At 57.0% G+C, this 25,194-nt stretch carries 16 protein-coding genes; 10 read left to right on the forward strand and 6 right to left on the reverse strand.

Annotation, left to right across the window (positions count from 1 at the left end):
• Positions 1-275 precede the first annotated feature (275 nt).
• On the forward strand, positions 276-2,549 hold the full coding sequence (locus KJ970_14875; GenBank protein ID MBU2692203.1) for a hypothetical protein: 2,274 nt from the start codon (positions 276-278) through the stop codon (positions 2,547-2,549).
• 69 nt (positions 2,550-2,618) lie between these two features.
• Here the strand turns inward: KJ970_14875 and tagF are convergent, their stop codons facing one another.
• The 6 genes from tagF to KJ970_14905 are packed head-to-tail and all read right to left on the reverse strand — an operon-like array spanning position 2,619 to position 10,449.
• Positions 2,619-3,599 carry a type VI secretion system-associated protein TagF gene (gene tagF / locus KJ970_14880; protein MBU2692204.1) on the reverse strand — a complete coding sequence of 327 codons (981 nt, stop codon included), beginning with the start codon at positions 3,597-3,599 and terminating at the stop codon, positions 2,619-2,621.
• A 56-nt stretch (positions 3,600-3,655) separates the two neighbouring features.
• On the reverse strand, positions 3,656-7,138 hold the full coding sequence (gene tssM / locus KJ970_14885) for a type VI secretion system membrane subunit TssM (GenBank protein MBU2692205.1): 3,483 nt from the start codon (positions 7,136-7,138) through the stop codon (positions 3,656-3,658).
• Between the two features lie 28 nt (positions 7,139-7,166).
• Entirely contained in the window at positions 7,167-7,943 is a 777-nt protein-coding gene (locus tag KJ970_14890; GenBank protein ID MBU2692206.1) for a DotU family type IV/VI secretion system protein, read from the reverse strand.
• 10 nt (positions 7,944-7,953) lie between these two features.
• Complete coding sequence (gene tssK / locus KJ970_14895) at positions 7,954-9,297, reverse strand: type VI secretion system baseplate subunit TssK (GenBank protein MBU2692207.1); 1,344 nt, start codon at positions 9,295-9,297, stop codon at positions 7,954-7,956.
• Between the two features lie 26 nt (positions 9,298-9,323).
• The gene (gene tssJ, locus KJ970_14900; GenBank protein ID MBU2692208.1) at positions 9,324-9,797 is read right to left on the reverse strand and encodes a type VI secretion system lipoprotein TssJ; all 474 of its coding nucleotides are present in this window, start codon (positions 9,795-9,797) and stop codon (positions 9,324-9,326) included.
• Positions 9,784-10,449, reverse strand: a complete 666-nt coding sequence (locus KJ970_14905) for a hypothetical protein (protein MBU2692209.1) — start codon at positions 10,447-10,449, stop codon at positions 9,784-9,786. Before KJ970_14905 ends, tssJ begins: the two co-directional genes overlap by 14 nt.
• Before the next feature lie 224 nt (positions 10,450-10,673).
• On the opposite strand from KJ970_14905, the gene KJ970_14910 reads away from it, so the two are divergent.
• The 9 genes from KJ970_14910 (at position 10,674) to KJ970_14950 (ending at position 25,135) form a co-directional block, all read left to right on the forward strand.
• The gene (locus KJ970_14910; protein MBU2692210.1) at positions 10,674-10,916 is read left to right on the forward strand and encodes a hypothetical protein; all 243 of its coding nucleotides are present in this window, start codon (positions 10,674-10,676) and stop codon (positions 10,914-10,916) included.
• Positions 10,913-11,917, forward strand: a complete 1,005-nt coding sequence (locus KJ970_14915; protein MBU2692211.1) for a hypothetical protein — start codon at positions 10,913-10,915, stop codon at positions 11,915-11,917. The genes KJ970_14910 and KJ970_14915 overlap by 4 nt, the downstream gene beginning before the upstream one ends.
• A gap of 132 nt (positions 11,918-12,049) precedes the next feature.
• Positions 12,050-13,882, forward strand: coding sequence for a hypothetical protein (locus tag KJ970_14920; GenBank protein ID MBU2692212.1), 1,833 nt, complete (start codon positions 12,050-12,052; stop codon positions 13,880-13,882).
• 118 nt (positions 13,883-14,000) lie between these two features.
• Positions 14,001-15,218, forward strand: coding sequence for a PEGA domain-containing protein (locus KJ970_14925; protein MBU2692213.1), 1,218 nt, complete (start codon positions 14,001-14,003; stop codon positions 15,216-15,218).
• Between the two features lie 44 nt (positions 15,219-15,262).
• Complete coding sequence (locus KJ970_14930; protein ID MBU2692214.1) at positions 15,263-16,423, forward strand: CsgG/HfaB family protein; 1,161 nt, start codon at positions 15,263-15,265, stop codon at positions 16,421-16,423.
• 11 nt (positions 16,424-16,434) lie between these two features.
• Complete coding sequence (locus KJ970_14935; protein MBU2692215.1) at positions 16,435-17,550, forward strand: CsgG/HfaB family protein; 1,116 nt, start codon at positions 16,435-16,437, stop codon at positions 17,548-17,550.
• Between the two features lie 5 nt (positions 17,551-17,555).
• On the forward strand, positions 17,556-19,127 hold the full coding sequence (locus tag KJ970_14940) for a tetratricopeptide repeat protein (GenBank protein MBU2692216.1): 1,572 nt from the start codon (positions 17,556-17,558) through the stop codon (positions 19,125-19,127).
• 8 nt (positions 19,128-19,135) lie between these two features.
• Positions 19,136-20,269 (forward strand): hypothetical protein, encoded by a 1,134-nt coding sequence (locus KJ970_14945; GenBank protein ID MBU2692217.1) that lies wholly within the window; start codon positions 19,136-19,138, stop codon positions 20,267-20,269.
• Between the two features lie 237 nt (positions 20,270-20,506).
• The gene (locus KJ970_14950; protein ID MBU2692218.1) at positions 20,507-25,135 is read left to right on the forward strand and encodes a choice-of-anchor D domain-containing protein; all 4,629 of its coding nucleotides are present in this window, start codon (positions 20,507-20,509) and stop codon (positions 25,133-25,135) included.
• The last annotated feature ends 59 nt before the right edge of the window (positions 25,136-25,194 follow it).

Here is a 25,194-nt window from a genome sequence, read left to right on the forward strand (position 1 = left end):
GCTGCCTGATCGGGATTTCCGGTTGGGTTCGGGGGGAGGTATGTCTGGGAAGATCGATCGGAGCGCCTACTGCGCTGGGAAGACGCCATCATGGACCGGATGAGTGGGGATTCGCAGAGGGGACAGGTCAGGAAAGGCTCTTCAAGCTGTCAGACCTTCCTTTGCATCCCGCCATCCCGTATACTAATCCCGGGTGGCTTATAACCATCAAGAATGTGAACTATCAGATCTTTTTCCGCCTTCCCTTTCCTGGGGGCCGCAGAGGAGCTAAATAAATGAAAATTTCAACAGCTCTTATCGCATTGGGCTATCTCGTTCTCTTTCTTGGGATTCTCCTGGGACCAAGTGCCGCGCTTGGTGATGACTGCCATGACTATTCGAATCATATGCGCTATGTAAGCCGCACACTGAGCGGCTATGACCACCAGGATATCGTTCTCCATGGATCTTACCTGCTCTCCGTCGGCCCGCAGAACGGACTCCTTGTGGCCGATATTTCTGATCCGACGGATCCATTTCCGGTCAGCTCACTCTGGTTGGATTCCTACCAATTCGGTCTCGCGGCCGAAGGCGATCTGGCCGCCATCATGGCCTATACCTCGGATGACGGTGAAATGGAGGGAGAGGGTCCCGCTTCCGGCGCGGTTCAGCTGGTTGATATCTCCGACCCCGCCCATCCTGAGTTCGAGGGAGAGCTTACTTTCAGGACGGCGCCGGATGATATCGCGATGCACAACAGCCATGTCTATCTGGCCATGCGGAATCTCGTTATTATAGACGCCTCCAATCCCGCCGAACCGGCCACTGTAAACAGAGTGCCTTTCATCAACGCTTCCGAGATTTTGATTTCGGACGGTGTCGCATTTGTTATGGATAACCTGTTCGACGATTCCGGTGTCCTTCACATTCTAGATCTCACGGATCCAGCGGAGCCCCTCGAGATCGCGTCTCTTGAAACGGCCTGGACCGTTAACAATATGGCGATTGATGAAAATCTCCTGTATCTCGGCTGCCGGCAAGACGCGGCGACAGGAAACCTCCTCGTCATCGATATCTCCGACATCGCGGATCCCTTCTTGGTCAGCACGACCGCATTACCGATGTGGCCGCAGGCCCTGGATGTCGACAACGGAGTCGCCACGATTCAATGCCACCTGCTGACAACCTACGATGTCGCTCAACCTGAAGGTCCGGTGAAGCTCGGCCAGACAGACAGCTCCACCGGCGCCTCCACAATACTCATGCGGGATGGCTACGCTTTCCTGGCGACCGGCACTCATGGGGTGCAGATCTATGATATCTCTCACCCCACATCGGCCGATTTTATTGGTTCCAATCCCATCCCGCCCGATCCTGAAGATATTGTCACGGATGGAACTCTCGCCTATGTCGTCGACAGATTCCGGGGGCTGCTCGTATTCGACATCTCGGATCCCCTCAAGCCGGCGGAAGTGGCCCAGACGGAGATCCCCGCCTCCGCGACAAGAAGAAAAATCGAGCGGGCCGGCGATTACGCCTATATCGCCAGCGGCGGGCTGCGCATTGTCGATGTATCGGATCCCCACAACCCACAGCCTCGCGGCGGCGCGGCCGTCGCCGAGCCTCCTTTCTCCTACAATGTTAAAGTCCGTGGCGATTACGCCTATCTCGGCACGTCCGAGGGCGTCTTGGTTTATCTCATCACGGATCCCGATCATCCCCTGCGGATGAGCACACTCACATTTGATGACTTCAGCTCCTATCTCGATATCGAAGAAGACTATCTCTATGTCGGTTCCTCCGCCTTTTCTCCGTACAGATCCTGGCTCAATGTTCTTGATCTCTCGGTTGATCCGGTTCTTCCGGAACGGGTCGGCTCCGTTGAAATTGACTTCGGCCACGGAATGGTCGAAGTTTTCGGCGACATCGCCTATGTCGGCGGCCACGATTATGTCGTCAGCACAATGTCTGTTATCGACATTTCCGTACCGGACGCTCCGACACTGCTCGGATCAACGGTCTGCCCGAATTCTCTCTACGATTTCATGGTTGTCGACGGGATCGGATACGGCGCTTCTCCTTACACCGGTCTTTCCGTCTTCGATTTAACGGAGCCCGCCGATCCGCAATTTATGTGTAATGTCCCGATCGAATCGGGGGAGTTGGCTCGTACAATTTGTCTTCTCGGCAATAACATCGCGGTCGGCGCGGACGGCCTGTATTACGCCCTTCCACATTGCGATTCATCCGCGGGTAGCGATGGTCCCGTTTCAAATCCGGCGGCCTATAACGCCACCGTCCGCCTGATCGGAGCGCGGCCCAATCCCTTTAATCCCAAAACATCGATTGATTTCACTTTAACAACCCCGCAGAAAATCAGGGTCGCCATCTATAATCTTGAGGGGCGCCATGTGACCACCCTCTGTGACAAAGGTTTTTCCCCGGGACCGCATTCGATTGTTTGGAACGGTCTGGATTCCGACGGGCGGCCGGTCGCGTCGAATCTCTATATGATCCGCCTGGAGGGAGAGCGGGAGCAAGAGGTCAAAAAGGTCATTTACTTGAAATAGGCCGGCGAATGAGGCGTCATCGCCGATCAAGACTCATAGGGCGCATTACACAATTCTTCAGGACCGGGGTCAGTGGCCCAGGGCGCGGTCCAAAGACCTCAGGACCGAGACCAGCGGCTCATCGGAACGCCCGGCCTGCTCCATGGCGCCCGCTATGAGGGCGTTGTGACTCATTCGCTGCGGAGCGTCATCCTCATCGAGTGGATAAAGATTATCGCTGGAGAGCGCCGGAACGAGCAGCAGTAAGAAGCGCGCCGGCGGGGGCGTCATATAGTAGAGATCGAGGTGGGCCTGGCTGCGATCCGCGGCCAGCGTCCAGAAGATGATCGGTAACGGGAGCGCGGATCCCAGAATCACTCGTGACGATTCCAGCCAGAACGTCAGCGCCGGCAGAACATTCTCGGCCTCGGAGGGCATCGGAAAGCGGAAACCAAGGGCCGGTGTGCGGTCAGGCCGTGTTTGGAAGCGCGGGGCGATATCTAAGAGATTACGGCTGACCCGGCGGACAATCTTGATACCGCCCCCAAAACCCAGAGATTGTGCAAGTTTTCCGACAGTCCAGCCATCCAGCGGATCCCAATCATTGCCCCGCCCCATTTGATCCATGGGGGGAATGGTCCCGCCCAGATCATTGAGGACCCGGTGCAAATCATTTATATCAGACGGATCCCCATCCCGGATCGCCGACGCCGCTTTAACAAACTCCCCGAGGTGCCGAGGGATCGCTGCGGCGTTGAGGGTTGCCGCCGAGCCGCCGGACCGAAAGAAGGTCGCAAAAGGAAAAGCCCGCCCGCTTTGATCCCTGGAGGGGAAAAGCGCCCCCGCCAGATAGGAACTCGATCCATTGGAGCGATAAATGAATCCATGGGGAGGCATCTTCTGAAAATGTTCAAGCCAGTCATCGTTCAGGCGCGTCCGGGCAAGGCTTATCGCCTCATCCAGCCAGCGGACAAACCCGGCGGCGGCTGGATGATCAGCCTGAGACGAAATGAAATCGGCCGCGACGGGAAGCTTCCCGTAGCAGCCGATTTCATAACCCTTTTCGTTCATGCTTCCCGCTCCGCCTCCTCGCATGAATCACAGAGGATCAATAAAAGTTCAACGCTTTAATTCGCCGTAATGTCCCGAGGGAATTGAATCCTCAAGAAATTCTTCTTCAAAGGATGCCGCGAAGGCAGCCCCCGAACTTCATATGTGACCGTGACATCCCACTTGTCGGCCGGGAAGCGCCAGATCAGCGATACCTCGCCTTCCGAGCCGCCGACAACGATCTCCTCCGTCCGATCCATGAGCCGGAAGAATCCCCAGGCGCCGTCATATTCCATGGCGGCAAGCGACGCTGTGGTTCCCGCATCAAGTCGCAGAACCGCGCCCGCCTCCGGGTTGTTTCCCGGCCAGCGAACCGGGCTCCAATTGCGCGCGCCCATATTGTAAATAAACGCTTCGCCCCCGACATCAAGCCGCATGCTCCTCACGGTGATCCCGGATGCGGCATCGCGCTCCGGCGGACGGGTGCGAATTGAAAAATCAAATCCGGCCGTACTTCTTCCGCCGGAGAAAAGGGCATGACGGATATGATTCGCTTTTCGCAACTCGCCCAAAAAAGTATTCGTCAGCGTCACGCTTTGGTTTAACACCTGTCCGTCTTCAGAGACCAAGGAAGCTAGGTTCTCTTCATAAAAGGTCCAGAAAGTCCCGCCTGTGCCGAAGAACTTTTCAAAATCCTTTAAAGACGCATCCACATCGGATGATTCGAGAGGATAACGTCCTGCCAATGTTTCCCGGTACTCTTGATAAACCGGATTCCATTTGACTTGCAGATCACTCTGCACGGCGCGGCGTACGGTCCGCGTGGCGGCAGCCGTTGGCAATCGAAGAATGCGGACCATCTCCGCGGCGACCTGATCTTCCGGTGCTTGTGGAATGCGGGTATCGATCCAGCTCCCGAATCCCAGATAGGCTTCCGAACGGCGGAGATCCCCGCCCTCGGCGGCGATCGCCGCATACGCCTGCGCCAGGGCGTTGACGCGTTCGAGGTACTCCAGATAGGGCGCCTTGCCGCTGTTATCCCCGCCCTTCAAAAACCGAAGGGGATTTGAGCTCGTGGGATTGCGGAAGAATTCATTTATGACACCGTACTTCTCAGCGACATCCAAAAGGCTCGGATCGGCTTCTTTATCAAAACGGGTGTTCCTCTCCACCTCACGCAACACTTGCAGCAACGGCGAGTTTTCCTTGCCGGCGCGCTCCAAGAAGGTGCGGGTGGTTTCCACATCCGTCACACCAGCCAATTCAACACCTCGCATATATTCAAGCCAAGCCTCTGCATAACCCAGAGCATATCGTGCCAGTAAACCATTGCGAATCGATGCCGGCATATCGTTGTAGGTGTTCTCCATCACCCATCCGGTGCGCACCTCTTCCAACTGCTCCAGATATTCACGGACCGGCCCTTCCCATCCCGCCGCGGAAAAAACGCCCGGAACGACGGCGCTTCCCGTGACCCCGAGATCGATGCTCACTTTGTCCGAGACGGCAACGTCGGGAATTTTAGAAGAGGCCAATAGGGAAGGATACATTCCATCAGCGGACCAATAGCGGCGGATGACGCTCTGGGCCTCCATATCCATCGATTCATCGCGCCCCGGCACAAAATAACTGACGAGCAGATGGGGAAAATCCGAACCATACTCAAGCTGCTTTTCAAGAAGTTGTACATATTCCTGTTGGTTCCGCTCGCTCGAGAGGCCGCCCGTCAACGGCATCCAATACTCCGACAGGGCCGGCGTGACATCCTTTACCGCCGGCCGCGAGAAACGCGTTCCGGGATCCTGGAGAATGCTCCACGTTTTGTACCACTGATAATAAGTATCGAATGAAACGCGCAGGGAGTCGGCATTGCGATGAAGCTTGTTGGCGAGCACCGGTGATGCGGGGCGCATGACACCGCCGAGCAGGACTCTTAGGTAGAGCTCCCGCGCCGCCTCAGCCGCCGGTTCACCTTGATAAGTGCCGAGAAACATCACCTTCGCCATGGTCTGCCCGCGCATATCCATCTTCTGGAGCTTTTTGCGAAGGGCGTCCATATCCTTGAGGTGGCCCAAGGTCAGCTCCGGGGAGTGACTCTGCCCCAGCACGGCGACTTTATCGGACAGGCGCCGGACATCCCGGATCAGTGAGCGATTGGTTGCGGAGAGGATAAACAAGGCCGCCGCCAAAACAGCCGTCACCACCGCACCGGTAGCAAAGACTCTGACCCTCCTCGCGCGCCTACGCCGTTCGCCCGCCGCCGAAGGGCCCGCCATGTGCCGGTCGGGGAAAATAATTTTTGAAAAAACCCGGCGGATAAAATAGGACTTCGTCTCGGTCGGCGCGACAGCCATTCCCTCATCTTTAGATGTCAATCCGAATCCGGCGAGCATCGCATTGATGACTTGATCGATCGGCCGGCCTTCCTGTGTTCCGCTGGTATAGTAGAAACCGCGAAAAATAGGACTCTCCTGATAGGGATTCACGCGGAAGAGATGTTCAATAAATATAGCGAGCCGGTCTCTCAGCGCTTGGTATTGCAGGGGGAAAAAGTGCAAGTCGGCCCGGGTTTCACTGCGGGTACCCGCCGCCTGCCGTGGAATGCGGGCATTCAACAGCTGCTGCTCGAGAAGCGCCATCTCGGCCCTGAAGATATCCTCGGCCGTTTCCGTAGCGGATCGATCGCGGGAGATCGTGGCGCCCCAAACCGAGGCCCGCTGATCTTTGTTTATATCGCCATAGTACTCTACAAACCCGCGGATCAAATCGCATTTTGTAAAAACAAGATAGACGGGGAAAGAGATCCCCAGACGGTTTATCAATTCATCGATGCGGGTTCGGATTTTTTTGGCATGTTCTTCGACGGCTTCGATTCCCCCCTTGACCAAATCCTCTATCGAAACGGCGACAAGCAGACCGTTGATCGGTTTGCGGCCCCGGTGGCGCCGGAGCAGATCGAGGAACCCAAGCCATTCCTGTGAATCATCCTCCTCAACCGGGAGGACATACCGGCCGGCCGTATCGAGAATCACCGCTTCTTCGGCAAACCACCAGTCGCAGTTGCGTGTTCCACCGACGCCCTTGACCGATGGATCATTCCGCTTCGGATCGGCATAGGGAAAATTGAGACCGGACTTCTTTAGAAGTGTCGTTTTTCCCACAGCGGGCGGGCCGATGATCATATACCAAGGAAGAAAATACAGCGCGCCCCCGCTTCCCCGGCTCTTGCCGACGCGGGACCGCTTCAATGCCTCGATCGCCTGCTGTAATCCCTCTTTCAACTCTTCGATATCTTTTTCCCGGCCGGGCCGCGATCCATCAATTTGGGCTTGCGCCTGTTCTTCAATCGACTTTTCCAAGGCTTTTGATGCACGGGAGGCGCGAACTCGCATGATAAGCATGACGATCATCCAGATCAGGAAGACCGCGATGATACCGAAGAAAAGATATCGCCTGGGGATTCCGAACTGAGGCCCGAGCCAAAGGGCCATCAGGATGAGACCGGCGGCCCCGGCCGTTACGAGGCTTTTAGGTTTAAGCAACCGGAACAGCAGATTCACGCCACCTCCAGATGTAGAAGGCTCCTACTCAAAATCCGATCGTCGCCAGCAGGCTCCGGATCTCATCGGCCGCATGGGATCCCGCAATGCGGGCGACGAGACCGAAGACGATTATAAGGAGGGCCATCGCGGGTATAAAAAGGAGCGCCGTCGCCCAGATTGGAAATCCTTCACCGACGACCTCGGGGAAATCATCCGGCCGTTTCCAATGCGGCGACAATTTCTCCACCATAAAGATATTGTCCCCCGTCAATTCACGGGCCAACTCCAGCAGCAGGGCGTCGCGCTTCTCCGGACCACTGAGGACATAGCGCCCGGAGAATCCGAGAACCAGCGCATCGTGATAAACCTCGAGCGCGGGCCGGTTCTCCCCCGGATTCATGCGCAGCCTGTCGAGCCGCTTGAAAAACTCCTCACCGGCGATATTGATGCCGAAGAGCTGCGATTGCAGCTTCGTCGAACGCCAAACATTTTTCCCAGGCCATTGTGAATTGAGAATCGCTTCGTCGAGAAGGGCGACGATGGCGAAGCGGGCTTCATCAACCTGCTGTGTGGAGTACCCGGCCTCTTTGCCCTCTTTCTCAAATCGTCCCAGCTGATCCAAAATCCTATTGCGGATATCCCCGGGCTCGCCGAGATCGGTCCTCGTGCGCAACGTGACGATAAAGGAAAAGAGATCGGAGGACAGAGTGCTCAGCGTCCGGGTGGTTGCGAGGGCCGCCGATGGCCGAGAAGGGTCCCCGCCGGCGCCGAACCCCGCCTCCGGTGTTTTCCTACTCCGGTTGAACAGATGACCCAGTCCCATGAGACTCCTTTCAACCCCAAACCGCGATGAGTTCGAGATGAATCCCCGGGAATTCCGGTGGGATATAGATCGACAGATTTCGCGAGCCGGCTACAAGATCCCAAACCTCGCCGGATTTTTCCATTTTGAAATAGACATAATTGCCCTGAGCCGGAAGCGAGGCGGGAAGCGTTTGCGCCAATGTTAAACCAACTCCGGTGAGGGCGTGGGCAAGCAGAAAATCGACCCGGTCGGGCGACGCAATCTTCACCTTCTCCGGGAAGTTTCTTTGGATTTCCTCGGTGGAGAGGCTCGCCGTAACACCCAGGAACCATGAGACCGAGCCGTCCAGATGCCGGTCATCCTGAATGGCCGCCGTGTACATTGTCTGATCCATCTTCGTCAGCGGGATCCGCGCGTAATTCTTCGGCAGCGAGATTTCCAACAGCCCCGGAATGCGAGTTCCGAGATCCTTGAAGACCGGGCCGCTGTGATCGTGTTCATAGGCGGGAATATCCCGGGGTGACTGATCGCTGAGGGTCGTCAGCCGGCCGGCCAGATCGGCCAGCATGAGATAGACCATTTCGCCGCTGCACCCTTGGAACCTCAGATAATGTGTCAGCCGGGGAATGGCGCCGTTCAGCGTTCCCAGAAGCCAGAACCCGGCGACGTCATCGCGGCCGAACTCGGCGGCCCCTTTGCCGCTGTGCCGGCGGCGGTCGCTGAGCTCCGTCGACCGGGTCACCAGGATCTCGAGCAAGCGTTGCAGCAGGCGGAGGAGATACGGCGAGCCTTCTACGGAAAGCAACGGGGGGACAAACTCTTTCAGATATGTATAACCCCCTTCCGGCTTCCGAACGACACGCGCCAAGGGGAGGACATCATATTCCCCAAGGGGATCGTCGGGAAACAGGATCATGAGGTTCGTCCTCGCGACTTCCACCTCGCGCTCATCCTCCCCGGTCACTTCATCCATTGCGGCGACCGAGACCCTCCGGAAACGCGATTCATGATCATCCCCTGATGACACCTGAATCTGTCCGGGGCGATGCAGGCGCACACCGAGATAAACGGGAAGCTCCGTCTCCTTGATCGGGAAATGCTCGTCAACATTTCTCGCTTCCGGCGGCTCTTCTCTTTCAGGAGCTCTGAACGGCGCCATGCTGGGGAAGACACCCGCCGTCTCTTCGATGCGGATCTGCCCGTTTTGCACGGCGGCCTCATCCAGGACAAGTTTGTTAAAACCGTAGGAGAACATCCGTTCGCTGCGGAGCTGGTCCGCAACGCGTTGTTCATGATAGAAATCCTGCAGCTGAAAATGGTGGGGGGAAAGCAGCATCCCCTCATTCCATATGACTCGGGAGCGTTTACTCATAGCATCACCATTGCCAAGACTCCGCCTCAGCGGGCCTCGCGGATACAGAATTTGTCAAATGTCAAAGCCTGGGGGGAAGAGATTTTGTCAATGGGGCTGACCCATTTCCAGCAGCTCCCCTCCGTTTGGCAGAAGTTGCCGACGACGGCGATGATCGAGGCGCCGTCCGCGGGTTTCAGGTTCATCGGGATTCTCTGCGAGGGTTCGAGAATCATCTCCAGTTGGTCTACAAATTCGTCGCCCAACTCCTTTTCCGGATCCCACCAAAGTCCCTGCAATGAGGCGATCGATATCTGTGAGTCGCCCGAGAGCTGAAAAATGCGGATGGGAAGCGTATTGGCGACTTCCTCGCCGCATGAATTCAACATATCGGTTCCGTTCAAGATCAGCACCAGCTCGCGGCTTTGAGTCTTCCCTCCAAAGATCCCGCATCCGGAGAACACAACCCCCGCCATGAGAAGTCCCACCACAAATTTCAACACCAGATCACGACGTTTCATCCTTCTCTCCCCCATCCTTCTCTACCCCGTCCTTCTCTACCGCCGTTTTATCTTCCCCGGTCTTCTCTCCCGCCATCTGATGCCTTTGGAGAAACCGAAGATACCCTTGCCGGAATCCCTCCCGATGGAACCGCTCATAATCGGCAGCCTCCAGCGCGCGCAACTTTTGGAACCGAAGGAGGTATTCTTCCCATATCGCTTGAGTCCGCAACGGCCTCCAGCTGCTGTTCATCATTATGGGCCCGACTTTAACTTTTGTCCCTTCCAGTTCGCGGCTCATCGCCTCGGGATCGAATTCATCGAGGATCTGGCGGGTGCCTTCGGCCACCGCCTCCTGGTATCCCTCGAGCAAGGCGGCATGATGAAGTTTCAGCTCCTGCACCCATTGATGCAATGACCGCCGGACCGCCTCTTTTTCGGATGATGTGAGGAGCTTCGCCGCCAGATCGTGCGGCTTCAACGAAAGCAACTCCGGATCGGCGCCGGGCAATTGATTCGCCTTTCGAAATCCGTCCATACCCCGCCACATGTCGAGCAGGAACTCCAGGAGTTCGAGGTTGACGTCGGCCAGAAGACGGGAGAAAGCCTGTTGCCCTGACAGCACCTCTTTGGGCAGCGCTTGCGGGGCATCATTGGGTGCTTCCGTTCCCATCGGTCGCCGCTTCCTCTGTTGGAGATCAAGATTACCCGCCCCGAGACCGGCACGCCGGTGGCGCTCGGATTCACCTTCAAGGCACACACTATCTTGTGCGAGAGAAATGGGAGCGTCAAGGATGCAGCGGGAGCAGACTCCATATCCCTTGAACCGATCCCCAAATCTCCCTCACCATAGGTTCATGATCCGGTCGTTTTGATCGGAGGGGGGATTCATCAACAATGACCGATATGACCCGGATTTCAAACCTTTCGGCGCCGCGCAGGGACCCCGCCGCCAAGCCTCCCTCCGGTTGGCTGTGGTTCGGCATCGGGATCTTGCTGCTTCTCGGCTCGTTGGCTTTTTCAATCCTCCTGCCGCGTGAGCCGATAGGGAAGCTGGAACGTTCCCTCGCGCCCATTGATATGACGATCGAAGCGACATCCGATGCAACGGGTGAAATAGAGGGATCAGAGAACCCATGACCGGGATCCGAGCGGCATCAGGGCGCCGAACAACATCGATTCATGCCGGCAGATGTCTTGAGCGATGCGCCGGAATCCTTATTTGGCGCCTTGCCGATCCGTCCACCTTGCCTGTCGAGGCGCTCTCCGCCGGAGCCGCCGGCTCCGCGAAGCGGCGCCGTTCAAAAGCCGACACCCTCCTCCGCATTTTTGGGATGGGTCTGGGGATCGGCGGATTCCTTCTCCTTGCCGCGGGGATCCTTGGCACCCGCGATGTTCGACATCTCACCCAGCGCTACATCACCAATCCGCCGGGATTTTCCATCCGTCAGACGGCCGATGAGCTGGAGCGGGCCCTTGATCAAGCCTGGTGGCGACCCCTGCAGCCCGGTCTCGCTCCGCGCCTGAACCGCCTCGCGGACGCCATCCGCCAGGGTCGGCGAACTCTTATGGAGGCCGCCGTTGCCTATTCCAACGCCGGCGAGCGGATGATGGAATACGGTCTGCCCGGCCGGCTGATTTATGGACCGGAGATCACCCGGCCGATAGTGGAAGCCCTGGCCCGTGTGTCGACCCGATGGCATCGAACCAGCTTGACTTATCTTCATATACAACAAGTGATAGCGCCATATCTTGAACCCGTCGTGGATCCGTCGCAAAGACTGGTGTTGACCCTGAAGCAGGCCCCGCCGCATCACGCCCTCCTTATAACAGTTCGCAATGAAGCGGGGCAGGAGATTTATGCCACGCCGCCGATCCCTGTCGGGTCAACCGCGGAAATCCCCTTCCGTCCAGGGTCAATCCTCACGTTGAGTGATCTGACGCGGCCGGCGAACGACAAGCCGTTTCAGATTCTCGAGGATATAAGCCGGCCGCTGGAAGATCTTTCGGAAAAGAGGCCCCTCGAATTTCCGGTGCATGGCGCCTCATTTCAGATTGGGTTTTCCGGAGAGCTGGCGGCCGCGGCGCCGCCTTGGGACCGGCTTCCTCCCGCCATCCGCCAGGAATTGGACATGCCTTAGAGGCGGCGACACAACATTGGATTCGCTTGTTCTCGGCGCACGACGATTGCTATTCTCGCAAAGAGTCAATATTCAGAATCCGATTCTGATCGGATGAAGCCATCAATTGCCCTTCGCAGGGAGGAGATGATCATGTTTTTTAGACGTCATAATTTTCTATGGAGCCTGCTCCTCGTTCTTCCTCTTCTCTTCGCCGTCGGTTGCAGCGACGACGACAATGGCGGCACCCAACCGACGGGTTCGGATGAGCCGCCGTTATTGGTCACACCGACCGTTCCCACCAATGTGACCGTCGGAAACGCCACGGCCGAGGCGATTGTTGAAGGGCAGCTGGCGATGGCTCAAGGGATGGCCTCTTTCGCCACCGCATTTACAGCGCCCGCCAACAATGCCGATTGGGATGATGTGGGCGGATGTTTCTCTTACACGGTATCCTATCAGGCCTGTACATGGACTTATCGCGTCTGTGAACTCACTTCCGGCTACGAGTGGACGCTGACCCTCGACGGCGCCTGCGATGGCACGACCTATGCAAACTGGGTGGCGATGAGAATCACCACCAACGCCAACGGCACCGAGGGAACGCTTAGAATCTATGGACAAAACACGGCAACGGTGGAATTCGCGGCGGCGTGGACCAGCACGGCGACGTCCGGCACCTGGACATATTATGAGGGTGACATTAACGCGTCGAATGTCGCCGCCATCATGGCATGGACTCAGAACACCGACGGCTCATCCGACTGGACCTATACCGTTCCCGCGGATATGAAGTGGGAAACCCATATTTCCGGCGATGGCGCCTCGGGATATTGGAGATTGTACGAGTGGAACGGCACGGCCTGGTGGCTCACCAGCCAGATCCTTTGGGATGCCGACGGCGGTTCCTACACGACTTATGATGAACAGGGAGGAATTGTCAGCCAGGAAACCTGGGGCGATGCCGGCGACGATCCGATCTGCCAGGTATCGACGATGACGCTCGATTTCGAAACGGTCACCATCGGCCAGTCGGCGACACTTTCTTATACAATATCCAACAGCGGCGGCGGGACGCTCACAGGAAGCGTCGGCCCCGGATGTGATGATTTCCAGATTATACAAGGCTCCGGGAGTTTCAGCCTCGCGGCGGGGGCGAGCCACACGGTGACGATCGCCTTCGCGCCGAGCATCTCCGGTTATCAAAGCTGCAGCATCGACAATGGGACCGCCTGCGAAAATGTCCTGGCCTTCGGCTTGGGGTCCACCGGCGCGGATGAGCCTGAGTTGCCCGACACGCCGATCCCCGATGTCAGCCTGATTGATATCGGCAACACCTTGGCGCAGGGAACGGTCGCGGGGAGCGCTCAGATCATTGCAAGCTTGGTGGGATTCGGGACAGCTTTCACAAATCCGGCAAACGGCGCCGATTGGGATGATCTCGGCGGCGGTTGCTGGGAATACGAGCTCACCGAAGCCGGGTGCACCTGGACTTATGAGGTCTGTTTGGACGGCACAGACTTTGTGTGGATCATCACACTCAACGGCACCTGCGACAGCGGGAGCTACAGCAACTGGGTCGCCGTTCGGATCACAGTGAACGAGGACGGGACCCAAGGCACCTTCGTCATGTACGAGCAGAACTCGACGACGGTCGCCTTCACTCTCGCCTGGACCAGTAACGCGACATCCGGCACTTGGACTCTTTACAGCGGAACACAGAGCCAGAGCAACCTCATCGGTATCATGACCTGGGTCGACAACGGAGACGGCACCGAGGAATGGACTTGGACCATCCCCGAGATGACGCGATGGGAGATGCAACTCAGCAGCAGTGGAACATCCGGCTGGTACAAGGCCTACTACTGGGATGATGATGGTCAAGTTTGGTGGCTCCGCACCGAGATCACCTGGATGATCAACGGCACCGGTACGATGACGACATACGATGAAGAGGGCGCCGTCGAAGATGAAGAGTCCTGGTAGTTTCGACGGAATTAAAGCCGCTCCTTGCGAAAAGATTGAGATGAGACCGGGCGCCGCGAAAGGCGCCCGGTTTTGTCACCCGCGCATTCCCGTGTTCGTTGACACTCCCCCCAGACTGGTGAAGAATGAATCCGCAATGACGACCGGCAAAAAACCCAGCCTGAGACCCGGCGGATGGCGTCTAGCCGCCTCTGCGGAAACCGGGTGGTCTATCCCGCCCATGAACTTCACGACGGGCCTGATCTTCCTTGGCTTGTTTCTTCCCCTCCTCTTTTCCGCCTGTGGCGGCCAAGGGGGGTTGAAGATTGATGTCCGCGATATGTCTAACAACTCGGTCGCCGATGTGGAAATCCGCCAGGTCGGCCAGGACAATCGCCTGCTGGGAAAAACCAATGAAAGCGGTACAGCCACGATCCACCCCGACCGGGGAGAGGGCTCCGTTCTGATTAAATTGAACCGGCCCGCCGAAGATGGACGCGTCTACCAGTTCCGTGCTTCCTATACCCTGTCGGAGGAGGATTTCCGTGTCGGCGTCAAGGTCATCCGCATTGAAGGGATCGACGGTGAGAGCCCATCCGGACAGATCACGACCAGTCTCTTGCGGCTATCCAGCACGCCGACAGGAGCCGAAGTTTGGATCAATGGTGCGTATAAAGGCATAACTCCCATCAGCTTACCCGATCTCGCCCCCGGGCGCTCTCTGGTCATCCTGACGAAGCAGGGTTGGCACCCGGATTCGACCGAGATTTTTCTCGAGGCGGGCGATGAAGTGGAGCACTTCCGGGAGCTCTCCGCCACCGCCGTCAAGACCGCCAGCCTGGAGATCCTATCGGATCCCTCCGGCGCGGCGATTTATATCGACGGCGCTCCAACCAACCGCACAACACCGGCGACACTGACCGATCTCCAGCCGGGTGAGCGCCGCGTCCGCTCCAGCCTGAGCGGCTACAAAAATGTGGAGCGGACCGTCCGTCTCAAGGCCGGAGGCGCCGGCTTTATCGATCTCGGCCCACTTCCTCTCGTTGAATCGACCCCCGCCCCCGTTCCCCGGGACGACTCCAATATCGCCGCCCCCGTGTCTTCGTCGTTCGAGAAACGGTACGGCGTGAGTACCGCCCCCTATTTCGCGGAAGTTTATATCGACGGCTCCGACCAGAACCTCAATATTCTGGGCAAGTTCAGTTTGACATTGAAAGATGGTCTTCACCGATTCAGGGTCATCAACCAACAGGCGGGTATCGATCGCGTCCTCACCTATGAGGTCAAGAAGGGCGATCCTAATGACAAATTGATATTGGATTGGAGCAAAGGCGTCGTCCGCGCCAAGAAAGATTAACGCTTCTTCGTTGTGGATTTCGGCGCCGTTAACGTTTCAACCAAGTGTTCCGATATGGAGGTGAAACGATGATCCCTTATACAAACCGTGAGAATGGCCGTTCCACATCAATCGCCGCAGCCGCCGGGGACATGCTTCTTTTACTTGCCATCGCCTGTCTTCTGCTTGTACCGGTACGCCCCGCCGAATCCCAGGCGCCGGTTCCCGAGGATCCCTCGCTGGTGGGAGATTCAAAAAGCGTCTGCCAGGCCTTCTGGGATCAGGAATACGACGAAGCGTTGAAGTTAGCGGATAAAATCCTAAAGACAGAGGAATCCATACCGGTGAAGGTCGGCGTGTACAAATGCACAGCCTGCACCTATGTCGCCAAGGGAGAGCTCCCCAATGCGATGAAGTCTATCGAGAGCATGCTCCAGCTGGATCCATCCGCCCGTTACTCGCCTGATTATCTCTATCCCCCGCCGGTGCTCGATCTCTATCACACTGTTCGGGAATCACTCTACGCCGGGTCGATGGATATCAAAACCATCGCCATTGGAGATTTCGAAGACAACTCGGTTTTTGTCGACAAGGACGGGAAGTATGACTACTCCAAGCTGCGCCTGGCACTCGTCCACACGGTCATGGCCGATCTGGCGCAGGCGACATCATTGAAGATCGTCGACCGGCAGCGCACCGAGACGATTCTTAAGGAGATCGAGCTGGGGCAATCGGGTTTCACCGATCCCGAAGAGGCGGTCCGCGCCGGCAAGCTGCTCGGCGCCCAAACCTTTATTTTCGGTCAATATATGATTCTTAATAAGAACACTGTACGGATCGACGCCCGGGTTGTTCATACAGCGACGGGAGAGGTTATCCTGACGCACAGCACCACCGGCGATTTCTCTGGCGACCCGGAGAAATTCCTAGCCCTCGAAAGGGATTTGGTGATGGGCCTGGCCGAGGGGATCGAGAAGATTCTGCTTTTGGGCGAGGCGCCCATGGAATGCCGGAGCCTGGCCGCATCCTATTTCGATGGAAAAACCAAGACCATCGGCAAGCGCAAGAAATACGTCGAAAGCAAGTTCCTCACGGCGGAGGCGTTAGAGCTTGAGGACAGAGGCGATCTCAAACAAGCTCGTACGGTCTGGCATTCAGTTGTTGAATTAGATCCCGAAAACGATGTGGCTCGAGCGCGTGTCCGTTCACTGGACGCACTTCTTTGAAAGGGCCGGCCATGATGAAAGAGATCCGGTTGATCCTGCTCGCGGGTGCGCTGCTGCTTGCGGGCGCGCCGCTGCTCCTCATGACAACCGCGGGGTTCTGTCAAAGCGACATGAATATCACCGAGCAGGACCTGGCTCGTTTCCGGGAAAGCCCGATGGAATTCTTTTTCGAAATGGAATCGGGTTCTGCGATTCGCGCCGCAGAAATTCTTCTTCAAGAGAAGGATTTACACAATGGTGAGAGAAAAGACATTCTTACCACCATGGGGATGATCTATCTGGCAGAGGGTCATCCCCGCGCGGCGCGGGCGTCATTTATGGAATGTATAACTCAGGATCCCCAGGCCGAGTTGACCGGCGCCGCAAAGCTCCCACCGCCGGTCGTGAATCTCTTCTATTCGCTTCGGGACAGCATTGTCTTGGCGAGACGGATTGAGCGTCCCCTGCAACTCAACACGCTTGCCATCGGGGACATCGAAAACAACTCCATCATTCCGGGACCGTTCGATCTCGACAAATTCGCAAAGGGGCTGGTTCATATCATCACCACCGATCTCTCCGGGATCGACAACCTCACTCTCGTGGACCGGCAGCGCCTTGATGTTCTCCGCCGGGAGATCGAGATGAACAACAACGACGCCATTTTTGATCCCGAGAAACGGGTGGCGTTCGGCAAGCTTACCGGGGCGGGCTCGTTTCTTTTCGGCAGTCTCATGATGGCCGAAAAGAACAACCTCCGAATCGATCTCCGGCTGGTTGAAACCGAGACCGGTGAAATCCTCCTCGCGGAGAGTGTCGACGGCAAAGCCAAGAGCGGATCCGATCTGATCAAGCTGGAACAGAAGCTGGTGGTCGATATCCTAGCCCCAAAAATCAAAGACCTTCTGGGTGGCGGTCCGGAGGATTGGGATAAAAACTTGAAAAACCAGATTCGTCGGCGAGAGGATGAGAAGTATCTTGTGATGGTGCTGGCAACAGGTCGGGCCGTGCTGGCTGAAGAGGCGGGCGATTTGGCGGCCGCCGCAACGGCATGGGCCGAGGTTGTCGCGTTGGATCCGAGGAATGAACAGGCCGCCGGCCGCACCCGTTCTCTGGCCGCCTACGCGGCCTATACCTCGAAGGAGTAACGGAGATGTCAACTTGGAAGTTATTCCTCGTCTCATTCATCTTGTCGTCTACCCTCCTGGCGGGATGTTCGGGTGGACCCAAGCCGCAGCACCTCTTCAAACAGGGTGATTACAAAACTGCGCTGGCGCTTTATCAGGAACGCGCGGAGAGACTCCCCGACAATGCCGAGACCTTCCGCGCTATCGGAGCCTGCCAATATGAGCTCGGGGATGTCACCGCGGCCCTGGCTTCATTGGAAAAGGCCCACGAACTGGATTCAAAAGATGCTTCCACGCTTTTCCTGCTCGGACGGGTCAATGAAAAGCTGAATGACCCGGGCGGCGCCCTGGCCGCCTACACCGCCTATATGGAAAGAAAGCCGGATGCGGTGGAGGTTAGTGCGCGGATGAACCTCCTCCGGCGGCAGATGCTCGAAAAGCAGACGCAGATCCTCGTCGCTCGTGAGGGTATGATGACGGCGACGCCCCCCTCCCGGCTGACCCTGGCTGTCTTCGATTTTGAGAACCTCTCGCCCGATTCCTTACTGACACCTCTGGGCAAAGGATTAGCGGCGATGTTGATCACCGATCTCTCGCAAGCCGATTCGCTGCGCCTGGTGGAACGGCAGCGACTCCAAGTGCTTCTTGATGAATTGGGAATGACGCATGCGGCGCCGCCGGCGGGGACACCCGCTGACAAGCCGGCGGGAGAACCGGCGGCGACCGCCGATCCGATCCTCCAACTCAAAACAAACTTGGCGACCCTCATCTCATCGGACGGCACGCCCTATTACAAAGGCCCTTTGGATTCCGAACAAACGACAATGTATAAAAATGCAGTTCGAGCTTTTCAACGCGACGCCGGATTGGTTGTCGACGGTATCCCCGGTCCCAACACCCGGAATGCCGTGAAGGCCGCGCTGAAGGCACAGACGTCAAAGACGGGGGCCGAAGGATCGGCTTTTGCACAGGGACGTGCGCCCCGTCTAGGACGTCTCCTCAGCGCAGGAACCCTTCTGCAGGGATCATTTTTAACATTTGAGGAAGGGGCGCAGGTCCGTTTGGACGCCGATCTGCTGGCGACGGAAACGGGCAGCCCCCGTGCCGACGTACAACCCGCGGCCGGAAAACTCGAACAGGTCCTCCACTTGGAAAAGGAACTGGTTCTCTCGATTCTAGCGGCGCTCGGACTCTCTCCCAGTGTCGACGAACGGGCGATTCTCATGGATATGCCGACCGAATCATTTGACGCCTTCCTCGCCTATTGCCGCGGTTTGGATATGGAGGAGCGCGGCTATCCCGCCCAGGCTGCGGGATACTACCGTGATGCGGCGAATCTCGATCCCGGCTTCCGCATAGCCTCTTCCAGAGCTGATATCCTATCGGTCACCCCTGAAGATCAAGAAAGCTACGATGCCGGTGAGATGGAAAAGATCGGCGAGACAAAACCACCGACCGATGACCGGCATATCCACCAGGGCGAGATCATCGGCCTTGTTCCCCCACCGGAGAAAACGCAGGCCGATCCACAGTTGACCCCGGGGCAAAAGCTACCCACCGAGGGAACCATTATTGTTGAAGGGGATGTGCCCAATTGAGGTTCGATATGAAAAGACGAGCGATGTCCTTGGTCTGTCTGTGCGGCATTCTGTTCTTCGTATTTCCTTTCTCCCTATTCCCGGCTTCTCTGTGGAATACCCCTATCGCGGCTCAAGATCAGCTCCGTTTCCCTTTCACATACCGCGTGTGGCAAATTGACTCCCCCGGAGAAAGCTTCGAGATTTCACAATGGATGGGAACGGCTTGGGGTGGATTCTCCTTCGGCGACACCTGGAGCCTCGCCGCGTCAACATCTTCCGCTGGAAGCACACTCAATTTGGAGCCTTCGGAATCATTGAACGGTTTAACAAATCTCCGCGCTCAACTCTTCGGATCCTTTCTGGATCATCATTTGCAGTTCCAGGCCGGCGCCAGCCTCCCGACCGGAAAGCGCGAGCTCACCTTCGAAGAGCTGACCGTTGAAGACAGCCTCTGGAACCCTGTTTTGGGATTTCCACTCCGCCATTACGGACAGGGTTTCGACATGAATATCGGGCTCTCATGGGCCATGCCTCTGGGATCGGCATGGGTCTTCGGGCTCGGTGGTTCATACACGATCAACGGAGCCTACGCCTTGGAAGCAGGGCAGCCCGATTACGAACCCGGCGATGTCGTCAATATCACAACCGGTCTCGACGCCAGCTTCACATCATTGAAGCTGATGCTCGATCTCACCGGGCGGTTCTTTGGGGCCGATGGTTTTGACGGCGTAGAGGTTTACGACGAAGGTCCCCAATGGGAGGGCCGCCTACAAGCCCAGCTCTTCAGAAGGAATTTCACCTGGAGCACCCATCTGCAAGCGATCTGGAAGGGCGAAAATGGTATCTTGTCCGCATCCCAACCGGAGATGCCCGATCTCTCTCCCGAGGGAGGGCGAACACTCCAACTGGCGACGGATGGACGATGGGGTTTGTCCCACCAATGGGCGGCGGGGATCACCCTAAGTTGGATGCAGTTCGTCGGATACGAAGATGAAAGCAAGACAGGCTGGTCGGCCGGATTTGGCCCCCTGGTTGGATGGTCCTCAGGCAAGTCCCTCTCCGCAGTCTTGCGGTGGGCGATGCTGACGGGAGCCTTGGATTCGGGGAATACAGATCTATCGGGGAACGACTTATCCTTGGCGCTCAGCTGGAATCTCTGATTCTAGTTGAAATTGGTTTAATTCTAAAAAGCAGATTTATTAATGCATACAATCTCATCAGGGTCGATGACTTGGATAGATTCCGTCCAGAAGGTTTGATTCGTTAAAAAACGGCCACCTTGCAAAATGCAACGGATTAGAAATATTCCATCCCCGCCTTGGCAACCGTAAAACCCAGGGTGTTTATGTTGTATAATAATGGGGTGACCACCAACGAACGAGTCGAGGAGGTATGACATGTTTTCTATGAAGCACCGGAATCAAGCGATTCGACAATTGGGCATCCTGACTGCCATCATCGGGGCCATGGTGATCATCTTTGTCGCTTGTGGAGAAGATAAACTCGTTTCCTCCTCCGCGACGGGAACCCTCTCGGTTCAGATGCAGTTTGTGGATAACCCGGCAGGTGCGGGGAAAGCCTTCGGCAATTCCAACATCGCCCTTATCGACTCAATTCAAGTTTTGGTTTTGGAAGAAGATTCCGACGAGATCGTCGCGCAGGCGATTGTGCCGGTCGCCGAAAACCAAAACTCATTCCGCATTTCTCTGGATGTTCCATCGCAGAAAAATCTTCGGATACGCGGCGTGGCGATTGGAACTCCGGCGGATGCCGGATGCGGCGCCTCGACGTCGGGGTCGGCTTATACCGGCCTGTCGGCTGTGATGTCGGTCCGACCTCGTTGCGAGGAAACAGTTCCGCTCACGATGAACAGCTTTATCCCCGGCATTCATATCACATCGATCCAGGGCCCCCTGGTCAATCTTGCCTGGGGACGGGTTCCGGGCGCTGAAGAATATATCCTGCGGACTTTTGATGAGCAGTGTGGATTCACCGATCTCGTTCAGGCCGATACGATCGCCATGGTAAACCTTAACGGCAAACTCCTCGAAAGCAGCAATGAGATCCTCCGCGTGCGGGCCGTTAATGCCATCTCAACGGGAACATTCTCCGCTCCGATCACCTTGAATGAGCTGCCTCTTTGCCTTGTCGAGCCCGCCTTCATCGATTTCGGTGATGTCAATATCGGTGAACTCTCCGAAAGAACTTTCACGATTATAAATGACGGTGGTGGTCTTTTGACCGGTTCCGTCGAATCAACCTGCGACGCCTTTGAGATCATTGAAGGGGCAGGCAACTTTGAACTCGCGGGAGCAGAGTCCCGCACCGTCACCATCCGTTATCTCCCGACCGCGGCCGGGGATCAGGATTGTACCATTCTCACCGGCACCGGGTGCGCTCAGGTCCAGATCACCGGATCCGGTGGTGTGCCGGGGTGCGAGATTAGCACCGCCAGCCTCGATTTCGGTTCGATCAAGGTCGGCGAAACGGCCGATCGCTCCTTTACGGTCAGCAATATCGGAAGCGGCATCGTCCGGGGTTCCATTTCTGCCAATTGCAATCAGTTCGCGGTCATCGAAGGCGCCGGCGATTACGTGCTGGCCGCACAGAGCTCCCGCACCGTGACCGTCCGCTATCACCCATCAACAACGGGGAGCCATTCCTGCGCGGTTCAGACCGGAACCCGCTGCGGCCAGGTATCCCTCACCGGTCATGCGACCAGCCCCAGATGCCAGATCCTTCCGGCTGTTCTCAATTTCGGCGATGTTGTCTTGGGCGCTTCAAAAGAGTTGTCCTTCCGGGTCACTAATACCGGCACCGGCATTCTGAACGGCGAGATAGGGATTGATTGCGATCAATTTGAAATCGTTTCCGGCGGGGGCGCCTTCGATCTAGAGAGTCTCGAATCCATCAGGATTACCGTCCGTTATGCGCCCGATGAACTAGGCGAACATACTTGTACAATTACGACGGGAACCGATTGCTCAGATATTACCGTCACCGGCGCATCCCGGAATGGCGACTGCCGCCTCACCGCATCAAACCTTGCCTTCGGCCTGGTGAATGTGGGTGAGTCAAAGGATCTAACTTTTGGGATCAGCAACCCGGGCGCGGGCAATCTGCATGGGAAAGTCGAAGAGGCTTGTGAACCCTTTGCGATCATTGAAGGGGCCGGCGACTTTGACATTCTCGGCGCCGGCACGCATACCGTCACGGTCCGCTATAGTCCTACGGCAGACGGCTTCCAGGCTTGCACGATTCAGACGGGCACCTCATGCAACGGCGTACGCGCCACCGGAACAGCCGAAACGCCTGTATGCCAAATCACCCCGGCCCAGCTCGACTTCGCCGCGCTGAATGTCGGCAGTATGCGCGACCGGTCTTTCACGATCAAAAATACCGGCGGCGGCGTGCTGAAAGGATTCATCGAAAGCAACTGCGATCAATTCGCCATCGTCAGAGGCGGCGGCGACTTTGCCCTCGAGAGCCTGAAATCACGAACCGTTACGGTTCGTTATCAGCCCACGGAATCTGGTGAACACACATGCACCATCCTCACCGGAACGGAATGCGATGTTATCCCCGCGGTGGGAACAGCGGTTCGACCCGACTGCCTCATCGAGCCCTCCGAGATCGTCTTCGACGCGACGGCGCTCGGCGATTTTCCGGAAAAGACCTTCATCCTCACCAATGTCGGCACCGGAATCCTTTCCGGCTTTGTTGAAGTAACCTGTGATGATTTTGAGATCATCGAAGGCGGCGGCGCCTTCAATCTGGGTGTGAATGATACGCTCACAGTCGTCGTCCGTTACCAACCGATGGTTGCCGGCGAGCACAGCTGTTCTATCCTCACCGGGACAACATGCGGGATGATTCCCGTCTCCGGCACGGCTCAAGGACCCATCTGTCAAATTGACGCCACCGAGTTTGATTTCGGCGAACTCCTCGTCGGCGAAACCAGCGAACAGACTTTCACATTGAGCAATGTGGGAATGGGAATGCTCACCGGTTCAATCATCACCGATTGCGATCAATTTGAAATCGTGGCCGGAAGCGGCCCATATGATTTAGGATCGCTTCAAGAGCTCGAGGTAACGGTCCGTTATCAGCCTACCGAGATCGGTAATCACTCCTGCTCGATCTCTACCGGCACAGAATGCGGATTCATTTATATCACCGGCTCGGCCAACTCAGCGATCTGCGATGTCAATCCATCCATCCTCGACTTCGACAATTTGGATGTCGGTGATTCAAATGAATTGACCTTCACACTCAGTAATATCGGAGTCGGAACTCTCTCGGGAGTCATCGAGGCCGATTGCGAGCATTTTGAAATCGTCTCCGGCGGCGGCGCTTTCGATCTTGCCGGCGGCGATGATGTTGTCGTCACGGTTCGCTACGAGCCGACAGAGCCGGGCGATCATCTCTGTATTATTGAAACCGGCACTGGATGCACCGTTCTGGCGAGAGCGGGATCGTCGCAGCCCGCTGCTTGCATTGTTGAGCCCAGCGCCGTCAATTTCGGCGAGGTGACCGTCGGATCCACGAAAGATTTGTCTTTCACTATCACCAACGGCGGTGGTGGAAATCTAAGCGGTTCGCTTTCACTGAGCTGCGAGCCCTTCACAATCATCAGCGGCGGTGGCGCCTTCAGTCTCGGCTCGCTGGATTCACGGGAGGTTGTGGTTCGCTATAGCCCCACCTCGGTCGGCAACCATTCCTGCACGGTCGCTTTGAACGGTACGACCTGCGGCAGCGTGGCCTTAACGGGATCGGGCACGCCGGCGCCGCTCGGCAAAGTCACGCCTTCTGTTCTCGACTTTGGCGTCGTCCCGCTCGGGTACAGCAGCGAACTCACCTTCACGCTCAAAAATATCGGCAGCATCAACTTGTCCGGCACGGTGACGGAAACCAGCCCGCATTATGAGATTATCGGCGGGAAGGGCGCCTATGAGCTCGCTCCCAATGCACAAATCCAAGTCACCGTCCGCTTCAAGCCGGTCGCGTACGGATATCAATCGTGCGTGGTGCAGACGGGACGCTATACTCCCAATGTTTCCTGTTTCGGAACCGGCGAGGCGGATGCGGACTGTTTCTTGAATCCAAGTACGTTGAACTTCGGCGATGTCGTCGTGGGTGAAACCCGCAATCGAAGCTTCACCATTTTGAATGTCGGTGACCATAACTTTACCAGCAGCGTCAGCGAAAGCTGCCCCAACTTCGAAATACTCTCCGGCGGCGGAACCTTTACATTATTCCCCGGCGACTCACGTACCGTGACGGCGCGCTTCTCGCCGACGACGGTGGGATCGCAAAACTGCTATATCAATACGGGAGCCACCTGCGGCGGCGTTTCCTGCAGCGGTGAAGGGATTGAATCTCCCCCGGCATGTGATGTGAATCCCACCAGCCTCACCTTCGGTATGGTCGAGGTCGGTGATTGGGAGAACCGCAGCTTCCAGATCACGAATACGGGAGGGAACATCCTCACCGGGCAGCCGGTTATCATCGGTAGCAGTTACTTTACCATTATCTCCGGTGGCGGCCCCTACAGCCTGGGCGCCGGGCAGAGTGCGTATGTCACGATACGCTACCAACCCTTTGTTGAGGGCGCTCATACCTGCAACGTCTCCGTCGGTACCTCGTGCAGCATGGTAGCCTGCTCGGGTGAGGCGGAAGACGGCCCCATCTGCCATGTGGAGCCCACGCTGGTTGATTTCGGAGAGGTGAAGATCAATCCTTGGACACCCACTTCCGGAAAAACCGACACCTTTGTCATTTCCAATTTGGGTGGGGGAACGCTCACGGGATCGGTGACGATGCCGGCCGGATGTGTCAGTTTCAGCATATTATCGGGCGGCGGGAGCTTTAGCCTCGGCGCAGGACAATTCCGCGTCGTCACGGTCCGCTTCAGGCCGCAGGGTGGATATGGCGAATATGAATGCACGGTCGATACGGGAACCGATTGCGACGACGTTACTCTCAAAGGAATCGCTATTCCTTGGTCGACATTTAGCGGGAATTAATCGTAGAAGACGGAGCTTCCCGGGGTCGGGACATTGTTGGTCCTGATCCCGGCAAAGAC

The sequence above is a fragment of the Candidatus Eisenbacteria bacterium genome (assembly GCA_018831195.1).
Lineage (GTDB): Bacteria > Eisenbacteria > RBG-16-71-46 > CAIMUX01 > JAHJDP01 > JAHJDP01.